This window comes from Cupriavidus sp. CP313 (assembly GCF_054072015.1).
The window spans coordinates 23,440-37,643 of sequence record NZ_JBSVZB010000054.1; the positions used below are offsets into that span (position 1 = coordinate 23,440).

Genomic DNA, 14,204 nt, shown 5'->3' on the forward strand with positions numbered 1-14,204 from the left:
TCAGCCGAACACCGCCTCCCAGTCGACATCGCCCTTGTCGCGCGGCACGAGGTTCAGTTCGCGTTCCACGTGGTCCAGGTGCGCGAGCATCCTGGCGCAGGCGGTAGCGGCATCGCCGGCCTCGATCGCATCGACGATGCCGGAGTGCTCGTCATCGGGGCAGGCCGGCGCGTTCGGTGCGTTGTAGAGCGCGATGATCAGGCAGGTGAGCGGGCAAAGCTCCCCCATCAGCTTGATGAAAAAACTGTTGCCGCCCAGCTCTGCCAGCAGCATGTGGAATTCGCCCGTGAGCTTGATCAGGGTGCGATGGTCGTTAGCCGCGCGGGCGCGGGCCTCCTTGGCCAGGTGTTGGCGCAGGCGGCGCAGCTCGGCCTTGCCGGCGCGCGCGACCACATTGCAGACAATGTCACGTTCGACCACGCGGCGCGCCGCGAACAAGTCTTGTGCTTCCTGCACCGACGGACTGGTGACATAGGCGCCGCGGTTCGGATGCAGCTGCACCAGTCCTTCCTTGGCCAGGACCGTCAAGGCCTGCCGTATCTTCGTGCGGCTGACGCGAAAAGCCAGTGCGAGCCGTTCCTCGGCCAGCTTCATGCCAGGCGCGACGCGGTGCTCCATGATGGCCTGGCTGATGCGTTCGGCAATGGAAGGCGCCTCTGCTTTTGCGGCCATGCTGTGCTGGGTCGTCAACGTTATCCGCTCGATAGGTGGGGGCTCTGGGATGTTGGTGAAAGCAATCCAGATGCCAGGCAACGGCTGGCAATATTGTATACAAATTAAAACGGCCCGCCCACAAGAGACAGCACAAGAAAACAAGGGATTTCCCTCTTCGTGCTTCGGCCGTTGGGCGAGATATTCTTAATGGTTTCCATCATGGCTGTACACAATTTTGTGCACTAAAGTCGGGCAAGGAGCGGGGCGGAGCGAGTGCAGGTGGCACGGCGGCGGTGCGGGCTGGCCGCATGCCCCATGTCCGGCGCGGGCCGGGCCCGTGACCGGGCAGTGGCCCGGAACTTGCGTCCGCGTGCGGCAACGCAAGTAAGGGGACTCACATGGCAGGCACCACGACCAGGACAAGGGAGGCCAGGAAGGAAGCCGCGACGCGGGCCGCGGTGGCGCCGGCCGCCAGCGCCGACCCTCCGTCAAGGGAAGGGCGGGAGTGCCGGGACGGCGACAGCACGGTGCAGTCCCTGACGCGCGCGCTCCAGCTGATCGAACTGTTGTCCGATGACGACGAGGGCTACCGGCTGGTGGATCTGGCGGCACGCAGCGGCCTGTCTACGTCGACCGTCCATCGCCTGCTGACCACGCTGGAGCAGCGCCAGTTTGTCCAGTTCGATCGCGAGCGCAGCCTGTGGTACGTGGGCGTGCGTTGTTTCTCGGTGGGTGCCGCTTTCGCCCGCCGGCGCCGCATCAGCGAACTTGCCCTGCCGGTGATGCAACGGTTGAGCGCGCTGTCCGGGGAGACCGTCAACCTGGGCGTGGCCAGCGACGGGCAGATTGTTTTCGCCTGCCAGGCAGAGGGCCCCCACGGCAGCCGCGCGCTGGCCAGGCCGGGCCAGCGCGCGCCGCTGCATGGCACGGCCATGGGCCAGGCGGTGCTGGCCGCCAAGAGCGAGCCCGACGTGCTGCAATACCTGCGCACCTTTGGCCTGCCGCGCCTGACCAACAACACCATTGCGCGCCCCTCGCGTCTGCATGAGACGCTGGCCGAAGTGCGCCGGCGCGGCTATGCGGTGGACGACGAGCAGAATGCGGTCGGCCTGTGCTGCATTGCTGCCGCCATTTGTGACGAGCACGGCCGGCCCTTCGCCGCGGTCTCGCTGGCCGGTTCCAGCCAGCGCATCGTGCGTGCCCGCTTCGATGAGCTTGGCGCCTGGGTGCGTTGGGCTGCCACAGAGATCAGCGCTGCCTACGGCGGGCGCTGCACCCGGGTGCCCTGCCCGATGCCAGTGCCCGCAGCGTCTTTGCCTTTCCACGCGGGTGCGCCGGAAAGTTATTGATTCCTAAGGGTTTATTCAAGACGTTCCGGCGTGCGGGAAAGCCGCCGCGCGGGTCTGGCCATGCGCTTCAATGGAAGCAATATCACGACCGGCCCCCACCATGAAGACCCTGCTTGCCGATACCCCCTGGAGCCGACGGCTTGCCACCGGCATTGACCGTATTGCCATCCTGTGCGGATGGTGGCTGATCGTGCTGTCGGTGGCGACCTGCATCGAAATGCTGGGGCGCAAGCTGGGTGGTTTCAGCTTGCAGGGCATCGATGAAATCGGCGGCTATACCTACGCCATCCTTGGCACGTGCGGCTTTGCCTACACGCTGGTTGGGCGCGGCCATACCCGGGTGGACTTCCTGCTGACGCGCTTTCCCGTCAAGGTGCGGGCTGTGCTCAACCTGCTGGCGATGCTGAGCCTGGGTGCCGTGGCTGGACTCTGCCTCTGGCGCGCGGGCCATGTGCTGGTGGACACCATCGACCTGCACAGCACCGCGTCCACGCCGCTTGCCACGCCCCTGTGGATGCCCCAGGCCCTGTGGCTGGCAGGCTATGCCCTGTTTGCACTGGTGGCGGCCTGCGCTGCCTGGCACGCCATGCAGCTGCTGGTGCGGCGCGACTGGGCCCGCCTGAACAGCCAGTTCGGGCCGCAGACCCTGGCCGAGGAAATCGAAGCGGAGGCAGACATCCGTGTTGCCACCGCGCCCGCTGAGGGCAATGCCGCGGGCCAGGGCAGGGCTGAAAGCAAGAGCGAAGGAGCGGCAGCATGATCGGTCCCATTGAAATCCTGCTCGGGCTGTGCCTGATGATGGGGCTGATGTTCCTTGGCTTCCATGTGGCCACGAGCATGCTGGTGGTGGGCGTGGCCGGGGCGCTGGTTTATTTCGGCATGCCCGCGATCGACGCATTGGGCGAACAGTTGTGGGCGGCCGGTGAGGACTACCTGCTGCTGTCGATCCCGCTCTATATCCTGCTGGGCGAGATCCTGATGCGCGGTGGCGCGACGGACAAGATGTACCAGTCGCTCGGCGACTGGCTGAACCGCCTGCCGGGCGGCCTGCTGCATACCAATATCGGTGCCTCGGCATTGTTCTCGGCGGTTTCCGGATCATCGGTGGCCACCGCGGCGACGATTTCCACGGTCGCGCTGCCTTCCTTCCGCAATCGCGGCTACGACCAGCGCATGGTGCTGGGCTCGATCGCGGCCGGCGCCAGCCTGGGCAACCTGATCCCGCCCGGCGTGGCCTTCATCATCTACGGCTCGATGACCAATACCTCGGCGGCGCGGCTGTATGTGGCGGGCGTGCTGCCTGGGGCCATCATGACCGTGCTCTTCCTGACCACGATCCTGCTGATCTGCCTGTGGAAGCCCGCGGCGGGCGGCCCGCGCGAGGCCCGTGTGCCGTTGCTCGCCAGGGTGCGCAACTCGCGCCACCTGGCGGGCCCGCTGCTGGTGTTCACCGTGGTGATGGGCAGCATCTACACCGGCTGGGCGACGGTCACCGAGAGCGCCGCGCTCGGCGTGCTGGTGTGCCTGCCGGTGGCGGCCGCCTACGGCAAGCTCAGCGTCGCCATGCTGCACGACTGCTTCCGCTCCACGCTGCGCCTGACCGCGATGACCGCGCTGATCCTGGTGGCCGCGCTCTACCTGAACTTCGTGCTCTCCATGCTGGGGGTGCCGCAGGCGCTGGCCGGCCTGATGAAGCAGGTGGACGTCTCGCCGGCGGTGTTGCTGTGGCTGCTGGCAGCCCTGTACCTGGTGCTGGGCATCGCGCTGGAGACCATGCCGATGCTGGTCGGCACGGTCCCGGTCGTCTTCCCGATTGTGCAGGCGGCCGGCATCGATCCCGTGTTCTTCGGGGTGTTCATGGTGCTGATGTGCGAGATCTCGCTGATCAGCCCGCCGATCGGCATGACGCTCTACGTGATCCAGGGCGTGCGCGGCGAAGGATCGATCAATGAAGTCTTCCAGGGCACGCTGCCGTTCTTTGCCGCCATGGTGGTGATGACCGCCGTGCTGATCCATTTCCCGGCGATTGCCACCTACCTGCCCAACCTGATGTTCGGGCACTGACCTGCAAGGAAACCCATGAACGCCAAACGAATCGCCGGCGCGCTGATCGCGGCCGCCCATGTCGCCTGCATTGCCGCCACGCTGCTGCCGGGCACTGCCCAGGCACAGCCGGCGCAACCCGCCCAGCAAACGAAGCTGCGGGTAGCCGGCAACCTCGTCGCGACCGGCCTGATCCAGCAGAACAAGGAGCAGCCTTTCTTTGAGAACTTCGCAAGGAACACCGGCCTGCCGATCGATGCCGACTACAAGCCGATGGATGTGCTCGGCATCAAGGATTCAGACGGCTTGCGCGTGCTCCGCTCCGGGCTGTTCGACATCGTCAGCCTACGCCTGGCCCAGGTCTCGCGCGATGAGCCGTTCTTCCTCGGCCCGGACATCGTTGGCCTGAGCACCGACTATGGCTCGGCCGCCAAGGCCGTGGATGCCTACCGCAATGCCTTTGACAAGCGCCTGCAGGAACGCTACGGCGCCAAGCTGCTCGGGATCTGGCCGTTCGGGCCGCAGGTGGTCTTCTGCAAGACGCCGATTGGCGGCCTGGCCGACCTGAAGGGCAAGAAGGTGCGCGTCTACGATCAGTCCCTGGCCAAGTTCATCGAGAAGCTCGGCGGCATTCCGGTGACGATCCCCTTCGGCGAGACCCAGCAGGCGCTCGAGCGCGGCGTCACCGATTGCGCGATCACCGGCCCGAGCTCGGCGAACACGGCAGGATGGCCCGAGGTCACCTCATACTTCATGCCAGTCGGCTTCCAGATCGCGCTCAATGCCTACGCCATCAAGCTCAGCCGGTGGAACGCGCTGCCACCCGAGCAGCAGGCGCGCCTGGCCGAGGCCTTCCAGCGTTTCGAGCGCGATACCTGGTCCTACTCGCGCGAGTTGTTCGAGGATGCCTCGCGCTGCAACGTCGGCAAAGAGCCGTGCAAGACCGGCAAGAAGTTCGCCATGAAGGAGGTGCCCGTGCGTCCGGCCGACCTGCAGCTGGTGCGCGACGCGCTGACCACGGTCTCGCTGCCGACCTGGACCGAGGTCTGCGACAAGTCCTACCCGCAATGCTCGGCCATCTGGAAGCAGACCATCGGGCCGCTGGTCGGGCTCAAGTGAACACTGAGGACGGCGGAGACGACGATGGACGATCTTTGGAAACTGCCGGCACATGCGCTCACCGACGGCTACGCCACCGGCCGCTTCACGCCGCAGCAGGCGCTGGCGTCCTGCCTGGCGCGCACGGCGCACTGCAATCCGGCGCTGAACGCCGTGATCGCACTCGATCCTGAAGGCGCCATGGCGGCGGCGCAGGAGAGCGCCGCGCGCTGGCGCCGCGGCGCGCCGCTTGGCGCGCTCGACGGCGTGCCGGTCACCGTCAAGGACAACCTGCACGTGCGCGGCCTGCCCACGCATTGGGGCAGCCGCGCGCTGGCGGGCTTTGTCCCGGACCGCGACGAACTGCCGGTGGCGCGCCTGCGCACGGCCGGGGCGCTGATCTTCGGCAAGACCAATGTGCCGGAGTTCGCCATGCAGGGCTATACCGACAACCTTGTCTTCGGCACAACCGGCAATCCGTGGCAGCCGGCCCTGACGCCGGGCGGGTCTTCCGGCGGCGCCGTGGCGGCGGTGGCATCGGGCTGCTGCCCGCTTGCACTGGGCACCGACGGCGGCGGCTCGATCCGGCGCCCGGCCTCGCATACCGGGCTGGTGGGCTTCAAGCCGTCGCCCGGCCGGCTGCCGCGCGGCGGCGGGCTGCCCGAGATCTTCATGCGCTATGAAGTGGTCGGCCCGCTGGCCCGCTGTATGGCCGATGCGATGGCCATGGCCGAGGCGCTGGGCCAGCCCGACCCGCGCGATCCCGATTCCCGGCGCTTTGCCGGCGTGCCACTGCATATGCCGCCGCGGCCATGCCGGGTCCTGCACGTGCCCCGCTTCGGCGATCATCCGGTTGATGCGCGCATCGCCGCCTTGTCCGGGCAGGCAGCGCAAGGGCTGCGTGCGCTTGGCCACACGGTGGAAAGCGCGCAGGCGTTCGAGCTGGCTGAAGCGACCAATGCCAGGTGGTCGCTGTTGTCGCAGGCCGGCCTGGCCTGGCTGGTGGAGCAGGGCGGCGCGCAACTGCCGTTCTGCCCGCCGCTCGATGCGGGCACGTTCGGTGCGGCCACGCAGGCCAATGCCTCGGCTGGCGCAGGCCTGCGTGCCGTGCAGCTGTTTGATCTGCTGATGGCGATGGAGCGTCTGCGCAGCGAGCTTTCCATGCTGTTCGCACGCTACGACCTGCTGCTGACGCCCGCCGCGGCGGCATTGCCATGGCCGGCCGCACAGACGCACCCGCCTGTGATTGAGGGCCGCGAGGTCGGGCCCCGTGGCCATGCGGTATTCACCGCATTTGCCAATGCTGCCGGGCTGCCCGCGATCTCGTTGCCATGTGGTGAGGCAGAGGGCTTGCCGGTTGGTATGCAGCTGGTGGCTGCGCCGGCCGAGGATGCGCTGCTGCTGGCAATCGCGCGCCAGTTCGAGCAGGCCTTCCCGAGGCAGCCTGGATTCCCGCTCGACGGGCAGGGGCGATGAAGACCCTGGTTGCGCCAGGTACGCCGGCGGCGCTCGCGCAGCGGCTCTGCGTCGCACGCGCGCGTGGCGAGCGGGTCGATCCGGCACTGTTGCTACCGCTCGCGCGTGGCGGCAGCTACGCCGTGCAGGATGCCACGCTTGCCATGATCGGCCCCATTGGTGGCTGGAAGGTTGGTGCGAGGGGGCCGGGCCAGGAACCCGCCTGTGCGCCGCTGCCGGCGGCCGGCCTCCTGCCGGATGGCGTGGCCCTGCGGGGGCCGGCCTGGCGCCTGCGCGGCATCGAGGTAGAGGTTGCCTTTGTGCTTGGCGCCAGCCTGCCGCCGCGCGGCCAGCCTTATGAGCGCCGGGATATCGAGGCCGCGCTCGCGCTGGTGGTGCCGGCCATTGAAATCGTGGAAAGCCGCCTGGAGGACTGGCTCGGGGCCGGCAGCGACGCGCAGCTGGCCGACCTGCTCAGCCATGGCGCACTGGTGACAGGGCGCCCCACGCCGTTCGCGCGCGAATGGCTGCACCTGGGCGCGCTGGAGGCCACGCTGCGGTTTGGCCGGCGCACCGTGGCGCATACCGTCGGCGGGCACCAGAGCCCTGATATCGGCGCGCTGCTGGTCTGGCTGGCGAACCACTGCGCCGCGCGCGGGGCAGGGCTGAAAGCCGGGCAAGTGGTGACCACCGGCACCTGCACCGGGCTGCTCTTTGCCTCTGCCGGAACCCGCGTCAGCGCCGGGATCGAAGGGCTGGGGACGCTTGCGGCGTGGTTCTGATTGCAGGTGTGCCCGAACGTTCGGCCCTTGCCGGCCCGATGGCTCAGTCCCAGACACAGGCTGTCAGCGTTCACCTTGCTCGTGGTTCGTCAGCGAAAATGTCGTCGCTACATTACTATTACGGTCGCATGAGAACCGGGGCCAATTCAAGGCATGTAGATCCAATGAATCCATCGGAACGTATCGACGAGCTGATCGCGGGACTCACAGACTGGCGTGGCAAGACGTTGGCCAGCCTCCGCAAGACCATCCTTGAGGCCGACGGCGAGATCATCGAGGAATGGAAATGGATGGGGAGCCCGGTGTGGTCACGCGACGGCATGATCGCGGTCGCCAACGCGCACAAGGAGAAGGTGAAGATCACCTTCACCAACGGGGCCAGCCTTCCGGATCCTGACAAGCTCTTCAACGCCGGCCTCGGCGGCAACAAGTGGCGCGCGATCGATCTCTTCGAGGGCGACAAGATTGACGCGCGTGCCCTGAAGAATCTCATCCGTGCCGCGATTGCGTTCAATCAGAGCAAGTTGAAGAAGAAGGCAGCGCCCGCGGCTACCCGGGCGAAAGTACAAGAGAGCAAAGAGTAAAGGGACGCGAAGCGTCCTGACGTGCGGGCGCGCGCCTGAGCTTCGCAACGAAGGTCCCGGCCGGCATGCTCCACGCATATGGAATGCCGGTTTTCTTCGTTGGTTTTCGCGTGCTGCACGCGTACGTTCGTGGGTTTTCAACTCCCCGCGAATGCCATGACCGCTTCCCGACGACAGTTCCTGCGCCAGGGCGCCGCCGCCACGGCCGCGCTCGCCTCCGGCCCCATCCTTTCCTTCACCACGTTCGCCACCGGCAATGCGCAAGCGCAGGGGCGCCCGGTCCTGAAAGCCGGCGACCAGAAGGGCGGCCTGCGCGCGCTGCTCGAGTCCGCCAACGCGCTCGAGGGCCTGGGCTACGACATTCAATGGACCGAGTTCCCAGCCGCGGCACCGCTTGCCGAGGCGCTGAATGCGGGCGCGATCGACAGCGGCCCGATCGGCGATGCCCCGGCGATCTTCGCGCTGGCGGCCGGCACGCGGATCAAGCTGGTCGGCGCAAACCGCTCTGACCCCTACGGCACGGCAATCCTGGTACGGCCCGACTCGCCGCTGCGGCAGGCAGCCGACCTGAAAGGCAAGAGCATCGGCACGAACCGTGGCTCGATCGGGCACCTGGTGACGCTCAAGGCGCTGGAATCCGCGGGGCTGAAGCCAGAGGACGCCAACCTCCGCTTCCTGCCGCCTGCGGATGCCAAGCTCGCGTTGAGCAGCGGCTCGGTGGATGCGTGGGCGACGTGGGAACCCTATACCGCGATGGCGGAGACCAGCGGCCACGCGCGCGTGCTGGTCAGCGGACGCGGGCTGTGGTCCGGCCTCAGCTACCTGGCGGCCACCGATGCCGCGCTGGCGACCAAGCGCGCGGTGCTGCAAGACTTCCTGCGCCGGGTAGTGCGTGCGCAGCAATGGTCCTACCAGCACGTACCGGAGTTCTCGGCGGCCCTCGCCCGCATCATCGGGATCTCGCCGCAGGCTGCACGGCTGCAGTTCGAGCGGCGGCACACGCAATGGCGGAGCATCGATGCCGAACTGGTCGCCGAGCAGCAGCGCACGGCGGATTTCTACCAGAAAGTGGGATTGCTCAGGCAACGGCTCGATGTGCGGCAGACCTTCGACTCCGGGTTCTCCCTTACCGCCTGACTGCCGCGGGCGGCGTCAGGCCGCGCACTGAGACCTTCGACGGCCTCGGGAAGCGCCTCTGGCACGACCATAGCCTCGTCGGAGGCCGCTAAGGATTTCCATGATTGACGCCGCCCCGCGCCAGCGCATTTCACGGCCTGGCGCGGCCTGCGCCCGCGCGGCCCGTTCTGGTCCCAGCGAATCCGGGCAACTGGTCCTATAGGCCCGGAATGGCCCTCACCTATAAAGCCGTGACCCCCAAACATATTTCCCTTCCGAGGAGCACAACCATGCGGTGGATCAAGCAGATAGCGACGTATTTCGCCCTGGTGGCCGCGCTGGCGCCAGCCGCACACGCCGAGAGCAAGAATGTAGTCATTGCTTACCAGGACATGGTGGTGCCCTGGCGCTACGCGCAGGACATGAAGGAACTGGAAAAGCAGACCGGCTACACGGTTTCGTTCCGCCAGTTCGGCGGTGGCGGGGATGTGATCCGCGCCATGGCTTCGGGCCAGATCGCCATTGGCGAGGCCGGCACTTCGCCGATTGCGTCGGCGCTATCGCAAGGGCTGGATGTCGAACTGTTCTGGATCCTGGACGACATCAACGCGGCCGAGGCGATGGTGGCGCGCAATGGCAGCAAGATCGCCAGCATCGCCGACCTGAAAGGCAAGCGCGTCGGCGTGCCCTTCGTGTCGACCACGCACTATCACACGCTGGTCGCACTGGAGCGCGCCAAAATCAATCCGAAGGACGTCCGCATCGTCAACATGCGGCCGCCCGAGGTAGCCGCCGCCTGGGAACGCGGCGATATCGACGCCACCTTTATCTGGGACCCGGTGCTGGCCAAGCTCAAGCAGTCAGGCACCGTGCTGATGACCTCCGGCCAGATCGCCGCCGACACCGGCAAGGCTACCTTCGACGGCATGATCGCCAACAAGAAGTTTGCCCGTGAAAACCCGGAGTTCATGGTCAAGCTGGTGCGCGTGCTGGCCGCCGCCGATGAAAACTACCGCAAGAACAAGGCGTCCTGGACCCCCGATTCGCCCATGGTGAAGGCGGTGGCCAAGGTGTCTGGCGCCAAGGCCGAGACGGTACCCGCAAGCATGGCCCTGTACGCCTTCCCCACGCTGCAGGAGCAGGTGTCGGAGCGCTGGCTGGGCGGTGGCGCGGCGCGCGCGCTGCAGTCCGCGGCGCAGTTCCTCAAGGAGCAGGGCACCATCCAGACCGTCCTGCCGGACTATGGCACGGGCGTCAACGCGGAATGGGCAAAGCGGGCCTTGCGCTGACACCGCGCCCATCGCGCTGAAGATGGCCGCCGCGCGCAAGCCAGTCCGGCGCGGCCGCCCCGAAGGTCCTGTTGCGGAAGCCCATCATGTACAAGCTTGAAATCGATAATCTCAGTGTCAACTATGGCGTCGCAGGCGGCGCCAAAACGCTGGCCCTGTCGCAAGTCAACCTCACCATGGAGCGCGGCGATTTCGTCGTGGCGCTCGGTGCCTCGGGCTGCGGCAAGACCACCTTGCTGTCGTGCATCGCAGGCTTCATGGAACCCTCGGAAGGCGAGATCCGGCTGTCCGGCAAGGTGGTGCGCGGGCCGGGTGCCGAACGCGGCGTGGTGTTCCAGAAGCACGCCCTGATGCCGTGGCTCAGCGTGGCAGACAATGTCGCGCTGGGATTGCGCCTGCGTGGTGTGTCGCGGGCCGAGCGGCTGCGGGTCGCGCATGAGAAGCTGGCCGCGGTCGGGCTGGAAGACGTCGCCAGCAAGCCGGTCTATCAGCTCTCGGGCGGCATGCAGCAGCGCGTCGGGATTGCCCGCGCGCTTGCCTGTGATCCGGCGGTGATGCTGATGGACGAGCCGCTGGGCGCGCTCGACGCGCTGACGCGCGAGTCGATCCAGGCGCTGATTCTCAAGCTCTGGGCCAAGGAACAGAAAATCGTTTTCTTTATCACGCACAGCGTGGAAGAGGCGCTGTTCCTGGCCACGCGGCTGATTGTCATGACGCCGTCGCCTGGCCGCATCGCGCACACCTATGAATTGCCGTTCGCGCGGCGCTTCATCGAATGCGGGGACGCCCGTGCAGTCAAGGCCGACCCGGAGTTCATCCGCTATCGCGAAGAGATCGTTGATCTGATCCATGCCACCGCCTGAGGAACACGAGATGCCCGCTTCCGTCCAACGCATCGAACCCACGCCGCGCGTCACAAAAGCCGCCGCGGCCGGGGCCAGCCAGCAAATGAAGACCGTCTCGGGCTACCGACTGCCCGGCGAGGGGTCAAGTTCACGCATCTCCACCATCACCGTGGTCCTGCTGCTCGCGCTGTGGTGGCTTGCCAGCCACCTGCGCTGGCTGCCGCCGCTGTTCCTGCCCACGCCTGAGTCGATCGTCACCGCCTTCATCGATGCCTGGCAGGGCAACCTGCAAGGCGGCCAGCCGCTGACCGAGCATTTCGCGGCGAGCATGCTGCGCGTGTTCGGCGCCTTCGGGCTGGCGGTGGCCACGGCGGTGCCGATCGGCGTGATGATGGGGGTGTCGCGCATCGCACGCGGCGTCTTCGATCCGCCGATCGAGTTCTACCGCCCCCTGCCGCCGCTGGCGTACCTGCCGCTGATCGTGATCTGGTTCGGCATCGATGAGACCTCGAAGGTGCTGCTGATCTTCCTGGCCTGCTTCGCGCCGCTGGCAATGTCGGCCCAGGCCGGCGTGCGCTCAGTCACCATCGAGCAGATCAACGCGGCTTACTCGATGGGTGCCACGCCGTGGCAGGTGGTCCGCCATGTGGTGATCCCCGCCGCACTGCCCGATATCCTTACCGGGATGCGCATTGCCATCGGCTTCGGGTGGACCACCCTGGTCGCCGCTGAAATGGTGGCCGCGACCGCCGGCCTTGGCCAGATGGTGCTCAATGCCTCCAACTTCCTGCGTACTGACGTGGTGATCATGGGCATCGTGCTGATCGGGCTGATCGCCTACGTGTTTGACCTGCTGATGCGCAAGCTGGCGAAGGTCCTGGTGCCCTGGAAGGGACGGATGTGAGGTGAGGGCGTAGCTCCGGGATCATCATCCCGGGGCACCCTCCCCAGGGACCACGATGACCCGTTAAGACTGGGTCGGAGAAGGCAGTGGAAGATAGCGTAGGCGGTATCTTCCGCTGCGGACTCCAAGGTGCGTCGCCACCCGTTGAAGCGGGGGCGACGCATCTCGATCCCGTTACAGCGTGGCCACCTGGATGCCGTTGCCGAAGTTCTGCATGGTGGGCATCTTCAGGCTGAGGTGCGAGCTCGCGTCGATCGTGTTCACGGTCGGCCCGACCTGCAAGCCGATGGTCGGGCTGGCAAAGCCGCCGCCGCCGACGACGTTCTGATAGTTGCCGCCGACAACAGAGAAGGCGCTGCCGCCGCGCACAGCGGACATGGTCTTGCCGTCCAGTTCCTGGTCGAGCGGCAGATCCTTGATCATGAGGGTCGATTGCATGGTAAGTCTCCTTGGGGGTTTGGTTGAGGGAGTCCCGCCTCGGCGGGCCTCCCGCATGCAGCGTAGTTACAGCGTGGCCACCTGGGTGCCGTTGCCGAAGTTCTGCATGGTGGGGATCTTCAGGCTGAGGTGCGTGCTCGCGTCGATCGTGTTCACGGTCGGCCCGACTTGCAAGCCGATGGTCGGGCTGGCAAAGCCACCGCCGCCGACGACGTTCTGATAATTGCCGCCGACAACAGAGAAGGCGCTGCCGCCGCGCACAGCGGACATGGTCTTGCCGTCCAGTTCCTGGTCGAGCGGCAGATCCTTGATCATGAGGGTCGATTGCATGGTAAGTCTCCTTGGGGGTTCGGTTGAAGGGGAGTCCCGCCTCGGCGGGCCTCCCGCATGCAGCGTTGTTACAGCGTGGCCACCTGGGTGCCGTTGCCGAAGTTCTGCAGGGTGGGGATCTTCAGGCTGAGGTGCGAGCTGGCGTCGATCGTGTTCACGGTCGCCCCGACCTGCAAGCCGATGGTCGGGCTGGCAAAGCCGCCGCCGCCGACGACGTTCTGATAGTTGCCGCCGACAACAGAGACGGCGTCGCCGCCGCGCACAGCGGACATGGTCTTGCCGTCCAGTTCCTGGTCGAGCGGCAGATCCTTGATCATGAGGGTCGATTGCATGGTAAGTCTCCTTGGGGGTTCGGTTGAGGGGAGTCCCGCGTCGGCGGGACTCCCGCATGCAGCGTTACAGCGCGGCCATCTGGGTGCCGTTGCCAAAGTTCTGCAGGGTGGGGAGCTTCAGGTTGAGGTGTGTGCTCGCGTCGATCGTGTTCACGATCGGGCCGATCTGCACGCCGATGGTCGGGCTGGCAAAGCCGCCGCCGCCGATGACGTTCTGAAAGTTGCCGCCGACAAGTGAGAAGGCGTGGCCGCCGCGCACAGCGGACATGGTCTTGCCGTCGAGTTCCTGGTCGAGCGGCAGATCCTTGATCATGAGGGTCGATTGCATGGTGAGTCTCCTTGGGGTTCGGTTGGGGGAGCACGTTTGTTGCGCTCGAAGGGTATAGAGCATGGGCCGTGCCAGGCCCCGGGAGGGCGCTGTAGTAAGCTACGTAACATCTTGAAAATAAAGGATTTTTAATGAAATCTTGGGGCTCTTTGAGATCCGTCTGGCGAAAATTTGTCAGGGTTGGTGTTGGGCGTAGGCAAACTCATTTCATGGCACTGTTGGCCGAACGAATACAGTTGCCCCCCGGAACTGACTGCGTCGAGCCAAGCCGCCTTGAAGCCAATGACACCGGGCTTCGGTGGGTCAGCTTTCTGCCTGGATGCGCGCGATTTGCCCGTCCCGACTGCGGCCTGGTGGTCGGCGAGCGCGCCACTGATGCGAGATGGCCGCCGCCGTGATGGCACGCAAATGGCCGCGCTCGAAGCGCGGCCCCAAGGTCCGGCAAAAAAAAACCGCCCAGAATAGGGCGGGTTCAGACTGCTGAAAAACCTGTCGAGTGCTTGCCAAGGCTGGCAAGTGCTACGGGCTCCGGACTGGAATACCGTAGTTTGTATCTTCCGCTGCGGACTCCAAGGTGCGTCGCCACCCGTTGAAGCGGGGGCGACGCACCTCGATCCCGTTACAGCGCGGCCACCCGGATGCCGTTGCCGAAGTTCT

Annotated in this window: 16 protein-coding genes; 11 read left to right on the forward strand and 5 right to left on the reverse strand. The window is 66.3% G+C overall.

Annotated features, from left to right (window positions below; translation table 11 throughout):
• Positions 1–672 (reverse strand): GntR family transcriptional regulator, encoded by a 672-nt coding sequence (locus tag ACW4E8_RS38950; RefSeq protein WP_456809351.1) that lies wholly within the window; start codon positions 670–672, stop codon positions 1–3.
• 380 nt (positions 673–1,052) lie between these two features.
• Here ACW4E8_RS38950 and ACW4E8_RS38955 point away from each other — a divergent pair, with 380 nt between their 5' ends.
• The 11 genes from ACW4E8_RS38955 to ACW4E8_RS39005 all read left to right on the forward strand — a co-directional run bounded on the left by ACW4E8_RS38955 (position 1,053) and on the right by ACW4E8_RS39005 (position 12,119).
• Entirely contained in the window at positions 1,053–2,003 is a 951-nt protein-coding gene (locus ACW4E8_RS38955) for an IclR family transcriptional regulator (RefSeq protein WP_456809352.1), read from the forward strand.
• A 100-nt stretch (positions 2,004–2,103) separates the two neighbouring features.
• Complete coding sequence (locus ACW4E8_RS38960; RefSeq protein WP_456809353.1) at positions 2,104–2,763, forward strand: TRAP transporter small permease subunit; 660 nt, start codon at positions 2,104–2,106, stop codon at positions 2,761–2,763.
• Entirely contained in the window at positions 2,760–4,067 is a 1,308-nt protein-coding gene (locus tag ACW4E8_RS38965; RefSeq protein ID WP_456809354.1) for a TRAP transporter large permease, read from the forward strand. Before ACW4E8_RS38960 ends, ACW4E8_RS38965 begins: the two co-directional genes overlap by 4 nt.
• Before the next feature lie 15 nt (positions 4,068–4,082).
• On the forward strand, positions 4,083–5,165 hold the full coding sequence (locus ACW4E8_RS38970; protein ID WP_456809355.1) for a TRAP transporter substrate-binding protein: 1,083 nt from the start codon (positions 4,083–4,085) through the stop codon (positions 5,163–5,165).
• Between the two features lie 24 nt (positions 5,166–5,189).
• On the forward strand, positions 5,190–6,620 hold the full coding sequence (locus tag ACW4E8_RS38975) for an amidase (protein ID WP_456809356.1): 1,431 nt from the start codon (positions 5,190–5,192) through the stop codon (positions 6,618–6,620).
• Positions 6,617–7,381, forward strand: a complete 765-nt coding sequence (locus ACW4E8_RS38980) for a 2-keto-4-pentenoate hydratase (protein WP_456809357.1) — start codon at positions 6,617–6,619, stop codon at positions 7,379–7,381. Before ACW4E8_RS38975 ends, ACW4E8_RS38980 begins: the two co-directional genes overlap by 4 nt.
• Before the next feature lie 164 nt (positions 7,382–7,545).
• Positions 7,546–7,965, forward strand: coding sequence for a DUF1801 domain-containing protein (locus tag ACW4E8_RS38985; protein WP_456809366.1), 420 nt, complete (start codon positions 7,546–7,548; stop codon positions 7,963–7,965).
• A gap of 156 nt (positions 7,966–8,121) precedes the next feature.
• Entirely contained in the window at positions 8,122–9,102 is a 981-nt protein-coding gene (locus ACW4E8_RS38990; protein WP_456809358.1) for an ABC transporter substrate-binding protein, read from the forward strand.
• A gap of 269 nt (positions 9,103–9,371) precedes the next feature.
• A complete protein-coding gene (gene tauA / locus ACW4E8_RS38995; protein WP_456809359.1) occupies positions 9,372–10,370 on the forward strand; it encodes a taurine ABC transporter substrate-binding protein in 999 nt (332 codons plus the stop codon).
• A gap of 86 nt (positions 10,371–10,456) precedes the next feature.
• On the forward strand, positions 10,457–11,233 hold the full coding sequence (locus tag ACW4E8_RS39000) for a taurine ABC transporter ATP-binding protein (protein ID WP_456809360.1): 777 nt from the start codon (positions 10,457–10,459) through the stop codon (positions 11,231–11,233).
• 10 nt (positions 11,234–11,243) lie between these two features.
• A complete protein-coding gene (locus tag ACW4E8_RS39005) occupies positions 11,244–12,119 on the forward strand; it encodes an ABC transporter permease subunit (protein WP_456809361.1) in 876 nt (291 codons plus the stop codon).
• A 174-nt stretch (positions 12,120–12,293) separates the two neighbouring features.
• Here ACW4E8_RS39005 and ACW4E8_RS39010 read toward each other — a convergent pair whose 3' ends face one another.
• The 4 genes from ACW4E8_RS39010 to ACW4E8_RS39025 all read right to left on the reverse strand — a co-directional run bounded on the left by ACW4E8_RS39010 (position 12,294) and on the right by ACW4E8_RS39025 (position 13,547).
• On the reverse strand, positions 12,294–12,557 hold the full coding sequence (locus tag ACW4E8_RS39010; RefSeq protein ID WP_456809362.1) for a hypothetical protein: 264 nt from the start codon (positions 12,555–12,557) through the stop codon (positions 12,294–12,296).
• A gap of 66 nt (positions 12,558–12,623) precedes the next feature.
• Positions 12,624–12,887 carry a hypothetical protein gene (locus ACW4E8_RS39015; RefSeq protein WP_456809363.1) on the reverse strand — a complete coding sequence of 88 codons (264 nt, stop codon included), beginning with the start codon at positions 12,885–12,887 and terminating at the stop codon, positions 12,624–12,626.
• 68 nt (positions 12,888–12,955) lie between these two features.
• Positions 12,956–13,219 carry a hypothetical protein gene (locus ACW4E8_RS39020; protein WP_456809364.1) on the reverse strand — a complete coding sequence of 88 codons (264 nt, stop codon included), beginning with the start codon at positions 13,217–13,219 and terminating at the stop codon, positions 12,956–12,958.
• A gap of 64 nt (positions 13,220–13,283) precedes the next feature.
• On the reverse strand, positions 13,284–13,547 hold the full coding sequence (locus ACW4E8_RS39025) for a hypothetical protein (RefSeq protein ID WP_456809365.1): 264 nt from the start codon (positions 13,545–13,547) through the stop codon (positions 13,284–13,286).
• Positions 13,548–14,204 lie beyond the last annotated feature (657 nt).